This is a genomic window from Pseudomonas sp. BNK-44-b (genome assembly GCF_047456245.1).
In the GTDB taxonomy this organism is placed as follows: Bacteria; Pseudomonadota; Gammaproteobacteria; order Pseudomonadales; family Pseudomonadaceae; genus Aquipseudomonas; species Aquipseudomonas machongensis.
Window position 1 is genome coordinate 4,781,817 of the sequence record NZ_CP179908.1, and the last position, 20,291, is coordinate 4,802,107.

Annotated in this window: 23 protein-coding genes; 17 read left to right on the top strand and 6 right to left on the bottom strand. The window is 64.9% G+C overall.

The annotated features are described in order from the left end of the window. Positions 1-3: 3 nt before the first annotated feature. From ACMGGG_RS21730 to ACMGGG_RS21740, 3 genes are read right to left on the bottom strand one after another with little or no spacing between them, the layout of a single operon-like run. Positions 4-558, bottom strand: a complete 555-nt coding sequence (locus ACMGGG_RS21730; protein ID WP_054894837.1) for a chemotaxis protein CheW — start codon at positions 556-558, stop codon at positions 4-6. Beyond that, complete coding sequence (gene pilH, locus ACMGGG_RS21735) at positions 555-920, bottom strand: twitching motility response regulator PilH (protein WP_012274551.1); 366 nt, start codon at positions 918-920, stop codon at positions 555-557. Before pilH ends, ACMGGG_RS21730 begins: the two co-directional genes overlap by 4 nt. Before the next feature lie 47 nt (positions 921-967). Then, positions 968-1,369, bottom strand: a complete 402-nt coding sequence (locus ACMGGG_RS21740) for a response regulator (RefSeq protein WP_063546904.1) — start codon at positions 1,367-1,369, stop codon at positions 968-970. Positions 1,370-1,564: 195 nt separating this feature from the next. On the opposite strand from ACMGGG_RS21740, the gene gshB reads away from it, so the two are divergent. The 14 genes from gshB to ACMGGG_RS21810 all read left to right on the top strand — a co-directional run bounded on the left by gshB (position 1,565) and on the right by ACMGGG_RS21810 (position 15,369). Next, a complete protein-coding gene (gene gshB, locus ACMGGG_RS21745) occupies positions 1,565-2,518 on the top strand; it encodes a glutathione synthase (RefSeq protein WP_054894838.1) in 954 nt (317 codons plus the stop codon). A gap of 89 nt (positions 2,519-2,607) precedes the next feature. Then, positions 2,608-3,507, top strand: a complete 900-nt coding sequence (locus tag ACMGGG_RS21750; RefSeq protein WP_063546554.1) for an energy transducer TonB — start codon at positions 2,608-2,610, stop codon at positions 3,505-3,507. A 94-nt stretch (positions 3,508-3,601) separates the two neighbouring features. Next, the gene (locus ACMGGG_RS21755) at positions 3,602-4,171 is read left to right on the top strand and encodes a YqgE/AlgH family protein (protein ID WP_054894840.1); all 570 of its coding nucleotides are present in this window, start codon (positions 3,602-3,604) and stop codon (positions 4,169-4,171) included. After that, the gene (ruvX, locus tag ACMGGG_RS21760; protein WP_054894841.1) at positions 4,171-4,596 is read left to right on the top strand and encodes a Holliday junction resolvase RuvX; all 426 of its coding nucleotides are present in this window, start codon (positions 4,171-4,173) and stop codon (positions 4,594-4,596) included. Before ACMGGG_RS21755 ends, ruvX begins: the two co-directional genes overlap by 1 nt. 46 nt (positions 4,597-4,642) lie before the next feature. Next, positions 4,643-5,161, top strand: a complete 519-nt coding sequence (gene pyrR, locus ACMGGG_RS21765; protein WP_054894842.1) for a bifunctional pyr operon transcriptional regulator/uracil phosphoribosyltransferase PyrR — start codon at positions 4,643-4,645, stop codon at positions 5,159-5,161. Positions 5,162-5,173: 12 nt separating this feature from the next. Then, on the top strand, positions 5,174-6,178 hold the full coding sequence (locus ACMGGG_RS21770) for an aspartate carbamoyltransferase catalytic subunit (protein ID WP_054894843.1): 1,005 nt from the start codon (positions 5,174-5,176) through the stop codon (positions 6,176-6,178). Then, the gene (locus tag ACMGGG_RS21775) at positions 6,175-7,446 is read left to right on the top strand and encodes a dihydroorotase (RefSeq protein WP_414154413.1); all 1,272 of its coding nucleotides are present in this window, start codon (positions 6,175-6,177) and stop codon (positions 7,444-7,446) included. The genes ACMGGG_RS21770 and ACMGGG_RS21775 overlap by 4 nt, the downstream gene beginning before the upstream one ends. A gap of 177 nt (positions 7,447-7,623) precedes the next feature. After that, complete coding sequence (gene hslV / locus ACMGGG_RS21780; RefSeq protein ID WP_054894845.1) at positions 7,624-8,154, top strand: ATP-dependent protease subunit HslV; 531 nt, start codon at positions 7,624-7,626, stop codon at positions 8,152-8,154. Between the two features lie 76 nt (positions 8,155-8,230). After that, on the top strand, positions 8,231-9,574 hold the full coding sequence (gene hslU / locus ACMGGG_RS21785; RefSeq protein WP_054894846.1) for an ATP-dependent protease ATPase subunit HslU: 1,344 nt from the start codon (positions 8,231-8,233) through the stop codon (positions 9,572-9,574). A 154-nt stretch (positions 9,575-9,728) separates the two neighbouring features. After that, positions 9,729-10,106 carry a gamma-butyrobetaine hydroxylase-like domain-containing protein gene (locus tag ACMGGG_RS21790; protein WP_063546560.1) on the top strand — a complete coding sequence of 126 codons (378 nt, stop codon included), beginning with the start codon at positions 9,729-9,731 and terminating at the stop codon, positions 10,104-10,106. Between the two features lie 233 nt (positions 10,107-10,339). Then, positions 10,340-12,019, top strand: a complete 1,680-nt coding sequence (gene phaC / locus ACMGGG_RS21795; protein ID WP_063546562.1) for a class II poly(R)-hydroxyalkanoic acid synthase — start codon at positions 10,340-10,342, stop codon at positions 12,017-12,019. A 60-nt stretch (positions 12,020-12,079) separates the two neighbouring features. Continuing rightward, the gene (gene phaZ, locus ACMGGG_RS21800) at positions 12,080-12,931 is read left to right on the top strand and encodes a poly(3-hydroxyalkanoate) depolymerase (RefSeq protein ID WP_063546564.1); all 852 of its coding nucleotides are present in this window, start codon (positions 12,080-12,082) and stop codon (positions 12,929-12,931) included. A gap of 136 nt (positions 12,932-13,067) precedes the next feature. Beyond that, positions 13,068-14,750, top strand: a complete 1,683-nt coding sequence (gene phaC / locus ACMGGG_RS21805) for a class II poly(R)-hydroxyalkanoic acid synthase (RefSeq protein ID WP_125931240.1) — start codon at positions 13,068-13,070, stop codon at positions 14,748-14,750. Positions 14,751-14,754: 4 nt separating this feature from the next. Next, the gene (locus ACMGGG_RS21810; RefSeq protein ID WP_414154414.1) at positions 14,755-15,369 is read left to right on the top strand and encodes a TetR/AcrR family transcriptional regulator; all 615 of its coding nucleotides are present in this window, start codon (positions 14,755-14,757) and stop codon (positions 15,367-15,369) included. 94 nt (positions 15,370-15,463) lie between these two features. Here ACMGGG_RS21810 and ACMGGG_RS21815 read toward each other — a convergent pair whose 3' ends face one another. The 3 genes from ACMGGG_RS21815 to ACMGGG_RS21825 all read right to left on the bottom strand — a co-directional run bounded on the left by ACMGGG_RS21815 (position 15,464) and on the right by ACMGGG_RS21825 (position 17,107). After that, complete coding sequence (locus ACMGGG_RS21815) at positions 15,464-16,267, bottom strand: phasin family protein (protein WP_054894784.1); 804 nt, start codon at positions 16,265-16,267, stop codon at positions 15,464-15,466. Positions 16,268-16,277: 10 nt separating this feature from the next. Then, positions 16,278-16,700 (bottom strand): phasin family protein, encoded by a 423-nt coding sequence (locus ACMGGG_RS21820; protein WP_063546570.1) that lies wholly within the window; start codon positions 16,698-16,700, stop codon positions 16,278-16,280. Positions 16,701-16,831: 131 nt separating this feature from the next. After that, entirely contained in the window at positions 16,832-17,107 is a 276-nt protein-coding gene (locus ACMGGG_RS21825; RefSeq protein WP_063546572.1) for a polyhydroxyalkanoic acid system family protein, read from the bottom strand. Positions 17,108-17,231: 124 nt separating this feature from the next. On the opposite strand from ACMGGG_RS21825, the gene ubiE reads away from it, so the two are divergent. Genes ubiE through ubiB form a run of 3 tightly spaced genes read left to right on the top strand, consistent with a single transcriptional unit; the run spans position 17,232 to position 20,232 of the window. Beyond that, positions 17,232-18,002 (top strand): bifunctional demethylmenaquinone methyltransferase/2-methoxy-6-polyprenyl-1,4-benzoquinol methylase UbiE, encoded by a 771-nt coding sequence (gene ubiE / locus ACMGGG_RS21830; protein WP_054894788.1) that lies wholly within the window; start codon positions 17,232-17,234, stop codon positions 18,000-18,002. After that, complete coding sequence (locus ACMGGG_RS21835; protein WP_054894789.1) at positions 18,002-18,625, top strand: SCP2 domain-containing protein; 624 nt, start codon at positions 18,002-18,004, stop codon at positions 18,623-18,625. Before ubiE ends, ACMGGG_RS21835 begins: the two co-directional genes overlap by 1 nt. After that, positions 18,622-20,232, top strand: coding sequence for a ubiquinone biosynthesis regulatory protein kinase UbiB (gene ubiB, locus ACMGGG_RS21840; protein ID WP_054894790.1), 1,611 nt, complete (start codon positions 18,622-18,624; stop codon positions 20,230-20,232). Before ACMGGG_RS21835 ends, ubiB begins: the two co-directional genes overlap by 4 nt. Positions 20,233-20,291: the final 59 nt, after the last annotated feature.

Sequence of the window (20,291 nt, forward strand, 5' to 3'; positions counted from 1 at the left end):
CCTCTACAACGCCACATCGAGAAAGCCTGGCGCCTGGGCCAGGGCGAAGGGGCTGAAGATCGCCCAGTTGCGCTCACGCGGGAAATGCCCCTGGACGAAACGCGCCGCGGCGCGGATCAGTGGCTGCGGGGGCGACAGCTCCAGGCTGCTCAGGTCGAAATGTTGCAAGCCGACCACTTCATCCACCAACAGGCCGACGAACAGGTCGTCATGGTCCAGCACCAGCACGCGGCGCTGCTTGCCCGAGGCCGCCGGCCCAAGGCCGAAGAACGCCGACAGGTCCATCACCGGCAGCAGGCGACCGCGCAGGTTGGCGACGCCGCGCACCCAAGGCTGCACCCCGGGCACCCGACTGCTGCGCGGCTCGCGCAATACTTCAGCCACCTCACCCATGGGGGCGACGAACCACTGCCCGGCGATGCGAAAGCCGATACCGCTCCACTGCTGCAGGCGCGTGTCCTGCAGCGGCTGGTCGGCCACCAGCAGGCGGCAGCGGCGGTCGATGTCCAGCAACAGCTCGAAGGCGGTCAGCGACGCACCCTGGGGGCGTGTGGTCAAGCGCCCAGCACCTCTTTGAGCTTGGCGATCAGCGCGTCCTCTTCCACCGGCTTGGTCAGGAAATCGCGAGCGCCCTGGCGCGTGGCCCAGATGCGGTCGGTTTCCTGGTCCTTGGTGGTGACCACGATCACCGGGATGGCGCTGGTTTCAGGGTCCTTGCTGAGCTGGCGGGTGGCCTGGAAGCCGTTCATGCCGGGCATGACGATGTCCATCAGCACCGCATCCGGCTTGTCCTGGCGGGCCAGGGCCACGCCATCGGCACCGTTGCTGGCCTTGAGCACCTGGTAGCCATGCTTCTCGAGCCATTCGGTCAATCTGTACATCTCTGTCGGCGAGTCGTCGACAATCAGCACTCGGGCCATACGGTTTCCCCATCAGGAAAATGAAGACCGCGCCAGGGCGGGCGCGGTCAGGGTGCGTGTTGTGCCTGCGCGGCGAATTCGGGCACGTGGGCACGGATCGCGTCGAGCAGTTCTTCCTTGCTGAACGGTTTGGTGAGGAACTGATCGGAGCCGACCACCCGGCCGCGGGCCTTGTCGAACAGGCCGTCACGCGACGACAGCAGGATCACCGGGATATCCTTGAACGCACTGTTGTGCTTGATCACCGCACAGGTCTGGTAACCGTCCAGACGCGGCATCAGTACATCGACGAAGATGATCCGCGGCTTGTGATCGACGATCTTGGCCAGGGCATCGAAACCGTCGCTGGCGGTGATCACCTCGCAACCCACCTCGCCCAGCAGCATCTGGGCGGTGCGGCGGATGGTGCGGGAATCGTCGATCACCATCACCTTCAGGGGCTGTTCCATGAAATGCGTCACCCATCGCCAAGCCAGGAATGAAACCTCAAGGGCTGCCATGCAGCGCTCTGACTGGCATTTTTAACACAGTCCGGGTAGGCATTCCATCTGCCTCCCCCCTTGACCGGCCGCGTTCCCGGCGCCACCCTGAGCCACTTTTCTTTCGTGCCATCGCGGCCACCTGCCGCCAAGAGGAATTACCCCATGAGCGTTCGTCTCGGGATTGTCATGGACCCCATCGCGTCCATTTCCTACAAGAAGGACAGCTCGCTGGCCATGCTGCTGGCGGCGCAGGAGCGTGGCTGGAGCCTGTTCTACATGGAGCAGCGCGACCTCTACCTGGGTGCCGGCCAGGCCCGTGCGCAGATGCGACCGCTGAAGGTGTTCGCCGATCCGGCCCGCTGGTTCGAGCTGGGCGATGAGCAGGACAGCGCGCTGAACGAGCTGGACGTGATCCTGATGCGCAAGGATCCCCCCTTCGACATGGAGTTCGTCTACAGCACCTACCTGCTGGAGCAGGCCGAGCGCGAAGGCGTGCTGATCGTCAACAAACCGCAGAGCCTGCGTGACTGCAACGAAAAGCTGTTCGCCACGCAGTTCCCGCAGTGCATGGCGCCAACCCTGGTCAGCCGCCGCGCCGACATCCTGCGCGCCTTCGCCGCCACCCATGGCGATGTGATCCTCAAGCCGCTCGACGGCATGGGCGGCGCATCGGTGTTCCGTCACCGCCAGGGCGACCCGAACCTCTCGGTGATCCTCGAAACCCTGACCCAGCATGGCCACCAGCAGATCATGGCACAGGCCTACCTGCCGCAGATCGTCGATGGCGACAAGCGCATCCTGATGATCGACGGCGAGCCGGTGCCCTACTGCCTGGCACGCATCCCGGCCAGCGGCGAGACCCGTGGCAACCTGGCCGCTGGTGGCCGTGGCGAAGCCCGTCCGCTGACCGAGCGCGACCGCTGGATCGCCGCCCAGGTCGGCCCGACCCTGCGCGAAAAGGGCCTGCTGTTCGTCGGCCTGGACGTGATTGGCGACTCGCTGACCGAGATCAACGTCACCAGCCCGACCTGCATCCGCGAGATCGATGCTGCCTACAACACCCATATCGGCGGCCAGCTGATGGACGCCATTGATCGCAAGCTCAAGGCGCGCTGACCACCGACGCGGAGCAAAACCCTGGAGTGGGGTATGATGCCGGTCCATTTCACTCGACCTGCTGCCCCACTGCGGTTGCTGGATACCCGATGACGCTGCCTGCCGACATCCCATCCGACCTGCTGCCACCGCGCGTTCGCCCGGTGGACCGGCTCGGTTTCACGCTGTTTCTTGCCGCCCTGGTGCACCTTGCGCTGATCCTCGGGGTGGGTTTCAGCGTGGTCAAGCCCGCCGAAGTCCGCCAGACCATGGACATCACCCTGGCCACCTTCAAGAGCGAGAAAGCGCCGGAGAAAGCCGACTACCAGGCCCAGGACAACCAGCAAGGCAGTGGCACCCTGGACAAGAAAGCCGTGCCCACCACCACCGAAGTGGCGCCATTCCAGGACAGCAAGGTCAACAAGATCACCCCGCCTCCGGCAGCCCGGCCGGAAACGCCAGCGGCGCCGGCGAAATCCGTGGTGACGACCAAGGCAGCGAAACCGCAGAAAGCCGAAACCGCGCCAAAGGAAAGCAAGCCTCAACCCAAGCCCCCCGCACCGGTGCCGGACTTCGACAGCTCGCAGTTGTCGAGCCAGATCGCCAGCCTCGAGGCCGAGCTGTCCAACGAACAGCAGTTGTATGCCAAGCGCCCCCGCATCCATCGTCTCAACGCGGCCTCGACCATGCGCGACAAGGGGGCCTGGTACAAAGAGGAATGGCGCAAGAAAGTCGAGCGGATCGGCAACCTCAATTACCCGGAAGAAGCCCGACGCCAGCAGATGTACGGCAGCCTGCGGATGATGGTGTCGATCAACCGCGACGGTTCGTTGTATGAAGTGCTGGTGCTTGAATCCTCCGGGCAACCGGTGCTGGACCAGGCTGCCCAGCGCATCGTTCGCCTTGCGGCACCGTTCGCGCCGTTCACCGGCGACCTGGCGGAGTTCGACCGCCTGGAGATCATCCGCACCTGGCGCTTCGCGCGTGGGGACCGGCTGTCGAGCAATTGACTGGTACGGGCTGCGACTTGCCCCGCGAGGGGACCGGTACATACACCGCACAGCCAGCTTGTCAGCCTCGCCACCTGACGCCACACTACCCCTCATGAAAACCCTCACGCCGAGCTACCTCAAGCACCAGTTCCTGATTGCCATGCCGCACATGGCCGATCCGAACTTTGCCCAGACCCTCACCTACATCGTCGAGCACAACGCCAACGGCGCCATGGGCCTGGTGGTCAATCGCCCGCAGGAGCTGAACCTGGCCGATATCCTCGAGCAGTTGCGCCCGGATGAGGAACCGCCTGCCAGCACCCTGCAGATCCCGATCTACCAGGGTGGCCCGGTGCAGACCGACCGCGGCTTCGTGCTGCACAGCGCCGAATGCACCTACCAGGCCACCATCGAGCTGCAAGGCCTGTCGCTGTCGACATCACAGGATGTGCTGTTCGCCATCGCCGAGGGCGTCGGCCCGAAGCAGAGCCTGATCACCCTGGGCTACGCCGGCTGGGAAGCCGGGCAGCTCGAGGCGGAGCTGGCCGATAACGCCTGGCTCAACTGCCCGTTCGACCCCGAGATCCTCTTCGGCATGGCCTGCGAGCAGCGCCTGCAGGCCGCCGCGCAAAGCCTGGGCATCAACCTCAGTCTGCTGACCAGCCAGGCAGGGCACGCCTGATGGCCGAGCTGCGCCTGCTGCTGGGCTTCGACTACGGCACCCGCCAGATCGGCGTCGCCGTCGGCCAGGTCATCACCGGCCAGGCCCGTGAACTGTGTACGCTCAAGGCACAGAACGGCGTGCCGGACTGGAACCAGGTCGAGAAACTGATCAAGGAATGGAAACCCGACGCCATCGTCGTCGGCCTGCCGCTGAACATGGATGGCACGCCCAGCGAGATGAGCGAACGCGCGGAGAAGTTCGCCCGCCGCCTGCATGGACGCTACAACCTGCCGGTACATACCCACGACGAACGCCTGACCACCTTCGAGGCCAAGGGCGAACAGATGGCCCGTGGCGGCCAGCGTGGCAGCTACCGCGACAACCCGGTCGACGCCATCGCCGCTGCACTGCTGCTGCAGGGCTGGCTGGAGGCCAATACCTGACCATCCGCTTTGCTGCCGGCGATGCCGGCGCCCCAAGGAGCACGCAATGAGCCTACCCAATCCCGCCGACCTGATCCGGCAGATGGCCGTCGACCTTCGCGCCCACCTGGCGCGCCGCGCCATCGCAGAGCCACGCTTCATCGGTATCCGCACCGGTGGCGTGTGGGTTGCCCAGGCCCTGCAGCAAGCGCTTGGCGACCAGAGCCCGCTGGGCACCCTCGACGTGTCGTTCTACCGCGACGACTTCAGCCAGAACGGCCTGCACCCGCAGGTGCGCCCGTCCGAGCTGCCGTTCGAGATCGAAGGCCAGCACCTGGTGCTGGTGGATGACGTGCTGATGAGCGGTCGAACCATCCGCGCTGCGCTCAACGAGCTGTTCGACTATGGGCGCCCGGCCAGCGTGACCCTGGTCTGCCTGCTCGACCTGGACGCAGGCGAATTGCCGATCCGCCCGAATGTGCTCGGCGCGACGCTGTCCTTGGCGGCCCATGAACGGGTAAAATTGACCGGACCCGCCCCGCTCGCCCTCGAGCGCCAGGACCTCGCCCCCGCATCCGCCCTTTAAGAGTCCCCCGCGATGACGCCATTCGACGCCAAGCGCCCGCTGCAGCTCAACGATCAGGGCCAGCTACGCCATTTCCTCTCGCTCGACGGTTTGCCCCGCGAACTGCTCACCGAGATCCTCGACACCGCCGACTCCTTCCTCGAAGTTGGCGCCCGGGCCGTCAAGAAGGTTCCGTTGCTGCGCGGCAAGACCGTGTGCAACGTGTTCTTCGAGAACTCCACCCGCACCCGCACCACCTTCGAACTGGCCGCCCAGCGCCTGTCGGCCGACGTGATCAGCCTGAACGTGTCGACCTCCTCGACCAGCAAGGGCGAGACCCTGTTCGATACCCTGCGCAACCTGGAAGCCATGGCTGCCGACATGTTCGTCGTGCGTCACTCCGACTCCGGCGCCGCGCACTTCATCGCCGAGCACGTGTGCCCGGAGGTCGCGGTGATCAACGGCGGCGATGGCCGCCATGCCCACCCGACCCAGGGCATGCTCGACATGCTGACCATCCGTCGGCACAAGGGCAGCTTCGAGAACCTTTCGGTGGCGATCGTCGGCGATATCCTGCACTCGCGCGTAGCCCGCTCCGACATGCTCGCGCTCAAGGCCCTGGGTTGCCCGGACATCCGTGTGATCGGCCCGAAGACGCTGATCCCGATCGGTATCGAGCAGTACGGGGTCAAGGTCTACACCGACCTGGCCGAGGGCCTGAAAGACGTCGACGTGGTGATCATGCTGCGCCTTCAGCGTGAGCGCATGGCCGGTGGCCTGCTGCCCAGCGAGGGCGAGTTCTACCGCCTGTTCGGTCTGACCACCGCACGCCTGGCCGGCGCCAAGCCGGACGCCATCGTCATGCACCCGGGCCCGATCAATCGGGGCGTGGAAATCGAATCGGCGGTGGCCGACGGCAAGCACTCGGTGATCCTCAACCAGGTGACCTACGGCATCGCCGTGCGCATGGCCGTACTGTCGATGGCCATGAGCGGCCAGAACGCGCAACGTCAACTCGACCAGGAGAACGCCCTGTGACCATCAGCATCATCGGCGCACGGGTCATCGATCCCAGCAGCGGCCTGGACCAGATCACCGACCTGCACCTGGAGAACGGTCGTATCCTTGCCCTCGGCGCAGCGCCAGCAGGCTTCAGCGCCAGACGCACGATCCAGGCCGACGGCCTGGTGGCCGCACCTGGCCTGGTCGACCTCGACGTCGCCCTGCGCGAGCCGGGCTACAGCCGCAAGGGCAACATTGCCAGCGAAACCCGCGCAGCCGTGGCTGGCGGCGTCACCAGCCTGTGCTGCCCGCCGCAGACCAAACCGGTGCTCGACACCTCGGCCGTCGCGGAACTGATCCTCGACCGCGCCCGCGAGGCAGCCAACAGCAAGGTCTACCCGATTGGCGCCCTGACCAAGGGCCTGGAAGGCGAGCAACTGGCCGAGCTGGTGGCCCTGCGCGACACCGGCTGCGTGGCCTTCGGCAACGGCCTCAAGGAGATCCCCAACAACCGGACCCTGGCCCGCGCCCTGGAATATGCCGCCACCTTCGACCTGACCGTGGTGTTCCACTCCCAGGACCGCGACCTGTCAGCCGGAGGCCTGGCCCACGAAGGCGCCATGGCCAGCTTCCTTGGCTTGCCGGGCATACCGGAAACCGCCGAGACCGTGGCGCTGGCGCGCAACCTGCTGCTGGTCGAACAGACCGGCGTGCGAGCGCACTTCACCCAGATCACCAGCGCCCGCGGCGCACGGCTGATCGCCCAGGCCCAGCAACTGGGGCTGCCGGTCACGGCCGACGTGGCGCTGTACCAGCTGATCCTCACCGACGAGGCGCTGCGCGATTTCTCCAGCCTGTACCACGTACAGCCACCGCTGCGCACCCCGGCCGACCGCGATGGCCTGCGCGAGGCAGTGAAGTCGGGCGTCATCCAGGCGATCTCCAGCCACCACCAGCCCCACGAGCGCGATGCCAAGCTGGCACCGTTCGGCGCCACCGAAGCGGGGATCAGCAGTGTCGAACTGCTGCTGCCGCTGGCCATGACCCTGGTCGAGGACGGCCTGCTCGACCTGCCGACCCTGCTGGCACGGCTGTCCAGCGGCCCGGCCCAGGCGCTGCGCCTGCCGGCGGGCGAGCTGAAGGTCGGTGGTGCGGCAGACCTGGTGCTGTTCGACCCGAGCGCCTCCACCTTGGCCGGCGAGCAGTGGTTCTCCCGTGGCGAAAACTGCCCGTTCATCGGGCATTGCCTGCCGGGCGCAGTGCGCTACACCCTGGTCGATGGGCATGTCTGCCACGAAGCCTGAGTAGGCCTCTTCGCGGGCAAGTCGCAGCGGCGAACCGCCGCTGCGACTTGCCCGCGAAGGCCCCACTTCAACGCCACTGCCAATCCGACCATTCATCCCCCCCGGTTGAAATCCTTCCCCCTCCCCCCATATGAGTCTGCAACAGGCATTTTCGCCCCGCTGCGTGGAGACTCTCTCTTGACCACCATCGTTTCTGTCCGCCGTAACGGCAAAGTCGTCATGGGCGGCGACGGCCAGGTATCCCTCGGCAACACCGTCATGAAAGGCAACGCCAAGAAGGTCCGTCGCCTTTACAACGGCGAGGTCATTGCAGGCTTTGCCGGCGCCACCGCCGACGCCTTCACCCTGTTCGAGCGCTTCGAATCGCAACTGCAGAAGCACTCCGGGCACTTGGTGCGTGCCGCCGTCGAACTGGCCAAGGAGTGGCGCACGGACCGCTCGTTGAGCCGCCTGGAAGCCATGCTCGCCGTGGCCAACAAGGACGCCTCGCTGATCATCACCGGCAACGGTGACGTGGTCGAACCCGAAGACGGCCTGATCGCCATGGGTTCCGGTGGTGCCTACGCCCAGGCCGCAGCCCGCGCCCTGCTGAACAAGACCGACCTCTCGGCCCGCGAAATCGCCGAGACCGCACTGAATATCGCCGGTGACATCTGTGTGTTCACCAACCACAACCTGACCATCGAGGAGCAGGACCTGGCCGAGTGATCAGCTGATCTGGTGTCCCGCTCACTGCGGGACTTTTTCCCACGCTGACTCACCACGCCCCAGGACCCAATTCACCATGTCCATGACCCCCCGCGAGATCGTCCACGAACTCAACCGCCACATCATCGGCCAGGACGACGCCAAGCGTGCCGTCGCCATCGCCCTGCGCAACCGCTGGCGGCGCATGCAGTTGCCTGCCGAGCTGCGTGCTGAAGTCACCCCCAAGAACATCCTGATGATCGGCCCTACCGGCGTCGGCAAGACCGAAATCGCCCGACGCCTGGCCAAGCTCGCCAATGCTCCGTTCATCAAGGTCGAAGCGACCAAGTTCACCGAAGTCGGCTACGTTGGCCGTGATGTCGAGTCGATCATCCGCGACCTCGCCGATGCTGCGCTGAAGATGCTGCGCGAGCAGGAAATCGTCCGTGTGCGCCACCGCGCCGAAGACGCCGCCGAAGACCGCATCCTCGACGCCCTGCTGCCGCAGGCGCGGGTCAGCAGCTTCAACGAGGAAGCCCAGCAGTCCAGCAGCGACTCCAACACGCGCCAGCTGTTCCGCAAACGCCTGCGTGAAGGCCAGTTGGACGACAAGGAAATCGAGATCGAAGTCGCCGATGCGGTGGGCGTCGAAATCGCCGCGCCGCCCGGCATGGAAGAGATGACCAACCAGCTGCAGAGCCTGTTCGCCAACATGGGCAAAGGCAAGCGCAAGGCACGCAAGCTGAAGGTCAAGGAAGCGCTGAAGATGGTCCGTGACGAGGAGGCGAGCCGCCTGGTCAACGAGGAAGAGCTCAAGGCCAAGGCCCTGGAAGCCGTCGAGCAGCACGGCATCGTGTTCATCGACGAGATCGACAAGGTGGCCAAGCGCGGCAACGTCGGCGGCGCCGATGTGTCCCGTGAAGGCGTGCAGCGCGACCTGTTGCCGCTGATCGAAGGCTGCACGGTCAACACCAAGCTGGGCATGGTCAAGACCGACCACATCCTGTTCATCGCCTCCGGTGCGTTCCACCTGAGCAAGCCGAGCGACCTGGTACCGGAGCTGCAGGGCCGCCTGCCGATCCGCGTCGAGCTCAAGGCCCTGACGCCACAGGACTTCGAGCGCATCCTCAAGGAGCCGCACGCCTCGCTCACCGAACAGTACCGCGAGCTGCTCAAGACCGAAGGCCTGAACATCGCCTTCGCCGACGAAGGCATCAAGCGCCTGGCCGAGATCGCCTTCCAGGTCAACGAAAAGACCGAGAACATCGGTGCCCGCCGCCTGCATACCCTGCTCGAGCGCCTGCTCGAAGAGGTGTCGTTCAGTGCCGGCGACCTGGCCAGCGCCCATGACGAGACGCCGATCAACATCGACGCCGCCTATGTGAACAGCCACCTCGGTGAGCTGGCGCAGAACGAAGACCTGTCGCGTTACATCCTGTAATACCACCACCGCGGGCGAGCCCGCTCTCCAGGGGTCACCACAATGCTGAAGTATGTGGTGCCCCTGGGGAGCGGGCTTGCCCGCGAATGGGCCCTTGAATCCCTCCATCAGAAGCTGGAAGCTTGTTCCATCAGCTCCCGAGAGATTTCCCCCCATGGCCCGTCTCCCCACCGCCATCAACCTGCACAAAGCCTCGAAGACCCTCACTCTCACCTACGCCCCCGGCGAGGTCTATCACCTGCCCGCCGAGTTCCTGCGCGTGCACTCCCCCTCCGCCGAGGTCCAGGGCCACGGCAACCCCATCCTGCAATTCGGCAAGATCAACGTCGGCCTCAGCGGCCTGGAACCTGCCGGCCAATATGCCTTGAAACTGACGTTCGACGACGGCCACGACAGCGGCCTGTTCACCTGGGAATACCTCGAGCAACTGTGCCTGCGCCAGGAACAGCTGTGGGCCGAGTACCTCGACGAACTGCACAAAGCCGGCAAATCCCGCGACCCGGTCGAGTCAGTGGTCAAGCTAATGCTCTAGGTCAAGCTTCCCAGGCGTTAGAGCGCATTTTCTAATGCGTTCTGTTTGAATGACTTACAGACAGCCAATGACTGGCTGTCTTGCGCATTGCATGAAAGTCGGGTAACCAATGGGGCTGGCAAGTTCCTGCATCTGTTCGTTATCACTGGTCACCCGAGCAGCAGTACCGGGCGGTCGTCTGTGTACCCGCCACAGCCAGCCGGTACTCGTCTCAGGACAACGGAGCGTCGTAGATGAGTAACAAGAACAACGATGAGTTGCAGAAACAGGCCTCGGAAAACACCCTCGGCCTGAATCCGGTCATCGGCATTCGTCGCAAGGACCTGCTGAGCTCCGCGCGCACCGTACTGCGCCAGGCGGTGCGTCAGCCGTTGCACAGCGCCAAGCATGTGGCCCATTTCGGCCTGGAACTGAAAAACGTGCTGCTGGGCAAGTCCAACCTGCATCCCGAGAGCGATGACCGTCGCTTCAGCGATCCGGCCTGGAGCCAGAATCCGCTCTATCGCCGTTACCTGCAGACCTACCTGGCCTGGCGCAAGGAGCTCAACGACTGGATCGCCGAGAGTGACCTGTCGCCCCAGGATGTCAGCCGCGGCCAGTTCGTCATCAACCTGATGACCGAGGCCATGGCGCCGACCAATACGCTGGCCAACCCGCAGGCGGTCAAGCGCTTCTTCGAGACGGGCGGCAAGAGCCTGCTCGATGGCCTGTCCAACCTCGCCAAGGACATGGTCAACAATGGCGGCATGCCCAGCCAGGTGAACATGGAAGCCTTCGAGGTTGGCAAGAACCTCGGCACCAGCGAAGGTGCGGTGGTGTTTCGCAACGACGTGCTGGAACTGATCCAGTATCGGCCGATCACCGAGCAGGTGCACAGCCGCCCGCTGCTGGTGGTGCCGCCACAGATCAACAAGTTCTACGTTTTCGACCTCAGCCCGGAAAAGAGCCTGGCGCGCTTCTGCCTGCGCTCCAACCAGCAGACCTTCATCATCAGTTGGCGCAACCCGACCAAGGCCCAGCGTGAGTGGGGTCTGTCGACCTACATCGACGCCCTGAAGGAAGCAGTGGACGCGGTGCTGGCCATAACCGGCAGCAAGGACCTGAACATGCTCGGTGCCTGCTCCGGCGGCATCACCTGCACCGCGCTGCTGGGCCACTACGCCGCGCTGGGCGAAACCAAGGTCAATTCGCTGACCTTGCTGGTGAGCGTGCTCGACACCACGGTCGATACCCAAGTGGCACTGTTCGTCGACGAACAGACCCTCGAAGCCGCCAAGCGCCACTCCTACCAGGCCGGCGTGCTCGAAGGCAGCGACATGGCCAAGGTGTTCGCCTGGATGCGCCCCAACGACCTGATCTGGAACTACTGGGTCAACAACTACCTGCTCGGCAACGAGCCGCCGATCTTCGACATCCTGTTCTGGAACAACGACACCACACGCCTGCCGGCCGCCTTCCACGGCGACCTGATCGAGATGTTCAAGACCAACCCGCTGACCCGCGCCGACGCGCTGGAAGTCTCCGGCACCGCCATCGACCTGAAGAAAGTGCAGTGCGATATCTACAGCGTCGCCGGCACCGCCGACCACATCACCCCCTGGCAGTCGTGCTACCGCTCGGCGCACCTGTTCGGCGGCAAGATCGAGTTCGTGCTCTCCAACAGCGGCCATATCCAGAGCATCCTCAACCCGCCAGGCAACCCCAAGGCGCGCTTCCTGACCGGTGAAGACCGCCCGGACGACCCGTTGGCCTGGCAGGAGAACGCGATCAAGCACGCCGACTCCTGGTGGCTGCACTGGCAGGCCTGGCTGGGTGAACGCGCCGGTGAGCTGAAGAAAGCACCGACGCGCCTGGGCAATCGCGCCTACAGCGCGGGCGAAGCGGCCCCGGGGACCTACGTGCACGAGCGTTGAGTCGCACCGCCGCGACCACCCGGCGGGCCGCGGCGCTTCATCCATCACAGAGTCAGGCGCATGTCGCAACCCTACGTATTCAGGACCGTCGAGCTGGACAACCAGTCCATCCGCACCGCCGTCCGCCCCGGCAAGCCACACCTGACGCCGCTGCTGATCTTCAACGGCATTGGCGCCAACCTCGAGCTGGTATTCCCATTCATCGAGGCGCTGGACCCGGACCTTGAGGTCATCGCCTTCGACGTACCCGGTGTCGGCGGCTCGTCCACGCCCCGCCACCCCTATCGTTTCCCGGGCCTGGCCAAGCTCACCGCGCGCATGCTCGACTACCTGGACTACGGCCAGGTCAATGTCATCGGCGTGTCCTGGGGCGGGGCGCTGGCCCAGCAGTTTGCCCACGACTATCCCGAGCGCTGCAAGAAACTGGTGCTCGCCGCCACCGCTGCGGGGGCCTTCATGGTGCCCGGCAAGCCCAAGGTGTTGTGGATGATGGCCAGCCCGCGGCGCTATGTGCAACCGTCGCACGTGATCCGCATTGCGCCGATGATTTATGGCGGCGCCTTCCGCCGCGACCCGGACCTGGCGTTGCACCACGCCTCCAAGGTGCGCTCCGGGGGCAAGACCGGCTACTACTGGCAACTGTTCGCGGGGCTTGGCTGGACGAGCATCCACTGGCTGCACAAGATCCACCAGCCGACCCTGGTGCTGGCCGGTGACGATGACCCGCTGATTCCGCTGATCAACATGCGCCTGCTGGCCTGGCGAATTCCCAATGCCCAGCTACACATAATCGATGATGGCCACCTGTTCCTGATCACCCGCGCCGAGGCCGTCGCCCCGATCATCATGAAATTCCTCCAGGAAGAGCGTCAGCGAGCGGTCATGCATCCGCGGCCGGTGGCGCGCAGGTAAGCGGGCGCCAGTACATTCAGTTACTCGGCGGTGCTGCCTTCGCGGGCAAGCCCGCTCCCACGGATCCGGTGCAGGTGGGAGCGGGCTTGCCCGCGAAGGCCGCACCGCAGACAAGGATCGACGAGGGATTGTTGCCATGAAGGACAAACCGGCGAAGGGGACGACACCGATCCCGGCCACCAGCATGAACGTGCAGAACGCCATTGCCGGCCTGCGCGGTCGCGACCTGATCTCGACCCTGCGTCAGGTCGGACGCATCGGCCTGCGCAATCCGCTGCACACCGCCCACCATCTGCTGAGCCTCGGCGGTCAGCTGGGCCGCGTGCTGCTCGGCGACACACCCCACCAGCCGCACCCTCGGGACGCGCGCTTCACCGATCCGACGTGGAGCCAGAACCCCTTCTACCGGCGCGGCCTGCAGGCCTACCTGGCCTGGCAGAAGCAGACCCGCCAGTGGATCGAGGAAAGCTCGCTGGACGATGACGACAGAGCCCGCGCGCACTTTCTGTTCAACCTGCTCACCGACGCCGTTTCACCAAGCAACTCGCTGCTCAACCCCCTGGCGGTCAAGGAAATGCTCAACACCGGTGGCCAGAGCGTAGTGCGCGGCCTCGCCCACTTGCTCGACGACCTGCGCCACAACGACGGCCTGCCGCGCCAGGTCGACGATCGCGCCTTCGAAGTCGGCAGCAATCTGGCCGCCACCCCCGGCGCGGTGGTATTTCGCAACGAGCTGCTGGAGCTGATCCAGTACAAGCCGATGAGCGAAAAACAGTACACCCGCCCGCTGCTGGTGGTGCCGCCGCAGATCAACAAGTTCTATGTATTCGACCTGGGGCCGACCAACAGCTTCGTGCAATACATGCTCAAGAACGGCCTGCAGGTATTCATGGTCAGTTGGCGCAACCCCGACCCGTGCCACCGCGAATGGGGCCTTTCGAGCTACGTACAGGCACTGGAGGAAGCGCTGGACGCCTGTCGCAGCATCAGCGGCAACCGCGACCCCAACCTCATGGGCGCCTGTGCCGGCGGGCTGACCATGGCCGCGCTGCAGGGGCATCTGCAGGTCAAGGGGCGCTTGCGCAAGGTGCGCAGCGCCACCTACCTGGTGAGCCTGCTCGACAGCCAGTTCGACAGCCCTGCCAGCCTGTTCGCCGACGAACAGACCCTCGAGGCCTCCAAGCGACGCTCCTACCAGCGCGGCGTGCTCGATGGCGGCGAGGTGGCGCGGATCTTCGCCTGGATGCGCCCCAACGACCTGATCTGGAACTACTGGGTCAACAACTACCTGCTCGGCAAGACGCCACCCGCCTTCGACATTCTCTACTGGAACGCCGACAACACTCGCCTGCCTGCTGCCCTGCACGGCGAGCTGCTGGACTTCTTCAAGCTCAACCCACTGGTGCAGCCGGGTGGCCTGGAGGTGTGCGGCACACCGATCGACCTCGGGCAGGTCACGGTCGACAGCTTTACCGTGGCTGGCAGCAACGATCACATCACCCCCTGGGACGCGGTGTATCGCTCGGCCCTGCTGCTGGGCGGCGAGCGACGCTTCGTGCTGTCGCACAGCGGGCACATCCAGAGCATCATCAACCCTCCCGGCAACCCCAAGGCCTATTACCTGGAAAACCCTCGGCTCTCCAGCGACCCTCGCGCCTGGTTCCACGATGCCACCCGTAGCGACGGCACCTGGTGGCCGCAGTGGCTGGAGTGGATCTCACGCCGCTCAGGCAGCCTCAGACCGCCGAAGACCGAACTGGGCAGCCCCTCCTACCCACCGCTCGGGCCGGCGCCTGGCACCTACGTGATGGCACGCTGAGCCCATGAAGACCCGCGACCGCATCCTGGCCTGCGCCCTTGAGCTGTTCAACCGCCAGGGCGAGCCGAACGTCTCGACCCTGGAGATCGCCAACGAGCTGGGCATCAGCCCGGGCAATCTCTACTACCACTTCCACGGCAAGGAGCCGCTGGTTCTGGGCCTGTTCGAGCGGTTCGAAGACGAGTTGATGCCGCTGCTCGATCCACCGCTGGAGGTGCGCCTGGATGCCGAGGACTACTGGCTGTTCCTGCACCTGATCGTCGAGCGCATGGCGCAGTACAGCTTCCTGTTCCAGGACCTGTCCAATCTCACCGGCCGCCTGCCCAAGCTGGCACGCGGCATGCGTGGGCTGATCAATGCGATCAAGCGCACCCTGGCGGCGCTGCTGGCCAGCCTCAAGAGCCAGGGATTGGTGGTGAGCGAGACCCAGGCGCTGGGGCAACTGGTTGAGCAGATCACGCTGACACTGCTGTTCTCGCTGGATTACCAGCGGGTACTGGGGCCCGAGGGCGATGTGGGGATCGTGGTGTACCAGGTGATGATGCTGGTGGCACCGCATCTGCAGGAACCGGCGCGCAGGGCGGCGGAGCAGTTGGCGGGGAAATATCTGGACGTGTAGGGCTGAACTTGCGGTGTTGCCACTGACGCATTCGCGGGCAAGTCGCAGCGGCGGTTCACCGCTGCGACTTGCCCGCGAAACGCGCGCGGCGATATCAGCTTTGGCTAGCTGGGCTCACCGGTGCCGACGGCGTATTGCCAGTTGCTGCTGCGCTTGCTGCCGGTGCCGTGGTTGCGGCCGGAGCGGCGGGCTTCGCGGCAGCCGGCTTGGCTGCAGTCGGCTTGGCCGGGGCTTTCTTCACGGCAGGTTTCTTCGCTGCCGCTGGCTTGGCGGCTACCGGCTTGGCTGCTGGTTTCGCCGCAGGCTTGGCGGCCGGCTTGGCAGCTGCAGCTTTGGCAGCGGGCTTGGCCGCAGGTTTAGCCGCGGCGGTCTTGGCAGCGGGTTTTGCCGCAGCAGTCTTGGCAGTTGGCTTGGCAGCGGGTTTCGCCGCAGCCTTGGCCAATGGCTTGGCAGCGGTCTTGCTCGCTGCGGACTTCGATGCCGAGGCCTTGGACACCGGTGCCACCGAGGCGCCTGTCAACTTCTCGATCTGCTTGGTCAGGCTGTCGACCTGCTGGTGCAGCGCCTTGATCTCGTTACGGCTGGGGACGCCCAGACGCGAGATTGCACTGTTCAGACGCTTGTCGAAGGCCTCTTCCAGCTCGCTCCACTTGCCCAGCGCGCGATCCTTCACATCGGAGACTCGCGAGGTAGTCGCCGACTTGGCCGCATCGGCATCCTTCTTCGCCTGCTTTTCAGCCTTCTCGCCATCCTTCACCAGCGAATCGAAAAGCTTGGGGCCATCCTGGTCGACCTTGGAGTAGATCCCCAGACCTGCCAGCCAGATCTTGCGGGAGTACTTCTCGATCCCGCCGATCCAGGAGCTGCCTTCTTTTTCGGTGTTCTTCTTGCCAGCCATCCTGCTCTCCTTATGGTTTGCGCGCGACACGCTCGAGCAACTCGGTCAGCTGTTCGAGTTTGATGGACAACGCCTCAACGTCATGTTTAGACGGAATGCCGATGCGATTCAAGGCGCGGGCCACCCGTGCGTCGAAAGCCTTTTCGATTTTGTCGAGCTGGACCTCGACCTTGCCACGTACCCGGCTCACTTCCTCGGCCGCTTCATCGAGCTGGCCGTTGGCCGCGTCGAGCTTCTTGTCGAGGGTTTTCTTGCCGCGTTTCTCGACGCCTTCACCGGCCTTGACCAGCTCCTTGAAGTACTCCGAGCCTTCCTGGCCGACCCGGGCGTATGCGCCGATGCCTGCCAGCCAGATCTTGCGCGCGTAGCCGCGCACTTCGCTCAGGGTGCTGTCCTGGGCGTCTTCTTTCTTTTTCAGGGTCAACTTGGCCATGCTCTGCACCTCACGTTCGATGTGGATGGAGGAACTGCCCTTGAAATGCGGGCTTGAGCATGAAGATAGGGTGGGAAATTAGAATTCTCACCCTAAGGTGAGGGGTCAGGGCCGCCATGCAGCCCCGGTTCTCAGGCCAGCGCCTTGTCCAGCGCGCGCTCGATCTCGCCCTTGATGGTCCCGCTCATCATCGACAGCATCATGCCCAGTTTCAGCTCGACACGGATGCTGTCCTCGCCGATGTGCACGCTGCCGTTGGCGCCGCTGCGCGCGACATCGACGCGGTCGCCGTTCCAGGTGGCCTTGAGGTCGTACTCGCGCGACAGCTTGTCGACCAGGCTTTCAGCCTTGGCCCGGGCAGCTTCGCGACCGAGGGAATGTTTGCGTTCGACGCTGATCTGAGTCATGCGGGGTATCCAGGCAATGAAGACATAATCGGCATTATGCCCGCGCCCGCGAGACGGCACACCCCGCCAAGACAAATCCGCCCGTTCGCCCTAGAATGGCGGTAATTTTTTTCGGTGAAGCGATATGAACGACCAGCGCAAAGGCGACCACGCCGAACCCACCACCCACTTTGGCTACCAGGACGTCCCCGAGAGCCAGAAGGCGAAGAAGGTCGCCGAGGTTTTCCACTCCGTGGCCGCCAAGTACGACCTGATGAACGATGTGCTCTCCGGCGGCATGCACCGCCTGTGGAAGCGCTTCACCATCGAGCTGTCCGGTGTGCGCCCCGGCAACCGCGTGCTCGACATCGCCGGCGGCACCGGTGACCTGGCTGCCAAGTTCTCGCGACTGGTCGGCCCGACCGGCCAGGTGGTACTGGCCGACATCAACGAATCGATGCTCAAGGTTGGCCGCGATCGCCTGCTCGACCGCGGCGTGGCCGGCAATATCGAGTTCGTCCAGGCCGATGCTGAAAAGCTGCCCTTCCCCGACAACCACTTCGACTGCGTGACCATCGCTTTCGGCCTGCGCAACGTGACGCACAAGGATGAAGCCATCCGCTCGATGCTGCGTGTGCTCAAGCCCGGTGGCCGCCTGCTGGTGCTGGAGTTCTCCAAGCCCACCAACAAACTGATGTCGCGCGCCTACGACGCCTACTCCTTCGCCTTCATGCCCCTGGCCGGCAAGCTGATCACCAACGACTCGGAAAGCTATCGCTACCTGGCCGAATCGATCCGCATGCACCCTGACCAGGAAACGCTGAAAAGCATGATGGTCGATGCCGGTTTCGACCGCGTCACCTACCACAACATGACCAGCGGCATCGTCGCCGTGCACCGGGGAATCAAACCCTGATGCTCCTGGCCGGGCTGCTCGCCAGCGTCGAGCACGGGCTCAACCGTGTGCTGCGCATGGACAGCACGGCGCTGCCGCGCCTGGGTGCACTGGAAGGCAAGGTGATCGCCATCGACTGCCGCCAGCCCGCCCTGCAGTTGTTCATCCTGCCCGATGACGAAGGCCTGATGCTCGCTGCGCATTGGGAGGGCGAGGTCGACTGCACCCTGCGTGCGCCGGCCGGCAGCCTGGCCCAGTTGGCCTTCGCCACGGACAAGAACGCCGTGCTGCACAGCCCGCAGGTCGAACTGCATGGCGACAGCGCGGTGTTGCTCGACCTGGTCGGCGTGCTCCAGGACCTGGAGCTCGACTGGGAGTACGAGCTGTCGCGCTGGCTGGGGCCGGTCCCCACCGCGCTGATCGCCGGCCACTTGCGCCTGCGCGCACGCTGGACCCGGCAGGGCCTGTCGCGGTTCAGCCAGAATCTGTCCGAGTACCTGGCCGAGGAATCGCGTACCCTGGTCGGGCAGCGCGAAGCCGAAGCGGCATTCAGCGAGCTCGATGCGCTGAAGGTCGATATCGAACGTCTCGAGGCGCGCATCCGTCGCCTTTCCCACACTCTTGATTCCAGCGATAACGCATGAAGCTGCTCGCCGTCCGCCGTCTGTTGCGCATCCAGCGCGTCGTGATCCGCTACCGCCTCGATGACCTGCTGTTCGACCTCCCCCTGCCCTGGTGGCTGCTGAGCATCCGCCTGCTGCTGCCCTGGCGCTGGCTACCGCGCAAGCCCAGCGAGCTCAGCCGCGGCGCGCGCCTGCGCCTGGCCCTGCAGGACCTGGGGCCGATCTTCATCAAGTTCGGCCAACTGCTCTCCACCCGCCGCGACCTGCTGCCAACCGACGTCGCCGACGAGCTGATGCTGCTGCAGGACCGCGTGCCGCCATTCGACCCTCAGAAAGCCGTGGCGCTGATCGAAGCGCAGCTCGGTGCGAAAGTCGGCGAGGTGTTCAGCCGCTTCGACGTCGAGCCGCTGGCCTCGGCCTCGGTCGCCCAGGTACATGCGGCACGTCTCAAGAGCGGCGAAGAGGTGGTCGTCAAGGTGGTTCGCCCGGGGCTCAAGCCTGTTATCGCCCAGGACCTGGCGTGGTTGTTCCTGATCGCCAAGGTGGCCGAACGGGCCTCCGCCGATGCGCGCCGCCTGCACCCGGTGGAAGTGGTCAGCGACTACGAAAAGACTATCTACGACGAGCTCGACCTGCTGCGCGAAGCGGCCAACGCCAGCCAGCTGCGGCGCAACTTCGAAGGCTCGGATCTGATGTACGTGCCGCAGGTGTACTGGGACCTGTGCCGCCCGAAAGTGCTGGTGATGGAGCGCATCTACGGCGTGCCGGTCACCGACATGGCGACCTTGGCCGACCAGCGCACCGACATGAAGCTTCTGGCCGAACGCGGTGTCGAGGTGTTCTTCACCCAAGTGTTCCGTGACAGCTTCTTCCACGCCGACATGCACCCGGGCAACATCTTCGTCAGCACGGTCAAGCCGTGGAGCCCGCAGTACATCGCCATCGACTGCGGCATCGTCGGCAGCCTGACCGCCGAAGACCAGGACTACCTGGCACGCAACCTGATCGCTTTCTTCAAGCGCGACTACCGTCGCGTGGCGCAGTTGCACATCGATTCGGGCTGGGTGCCGGCACACACCAAGGTCAACGAATTCGAAGCGGCGATCCGCACCGTATGCGAGCCGATCTTCGAAAAACCGTTAAAGGATATTTCCTTCGGCCAGGTGCTGATGCGCCTGTTCCAGACGGCCCGTCGTTTCAATATGGAAGTTCAGCCGCAGTTGGTGCTGCTGCAGAAAACCCTGCTCAACATCGAAGGCCTGGGGCGCCAGCTGTACCCTGACCTGGACCTGTGGAGCACCGCCAAGCCCTATCTGGAACGCTGGATGCGCGAGCGCATGAGCCCCAAGGCGGTGTTCGGCAACCTCTATAGCCAAGCCGAGCAGTTGCCGCACCTGGCCGACATGACCCGCGACCTGCTCGAACGCTTGTCGCAACCGCACCTGCACGACCCGCAACTGCCAGAGCGCCGCCGGGCGGGCGACAACTGGGCGCTGCGCCTGCTCGGTGCCGGCCTGCTCGGTGGCGGCGCGACCCTGGCCGCCGGTGCAGCGAGCCTCAGCGCCCCGGCCGCCTGGCCGGCGTGGCTGATGCTGGCTGCCGGGCTCTACCTGATCGTGCGCCGATAGCCAGCCGCGCTGCTGGCTGGCACACTAGGCGCAAAGGGTCCGGTACGGGAGCGGGCCTG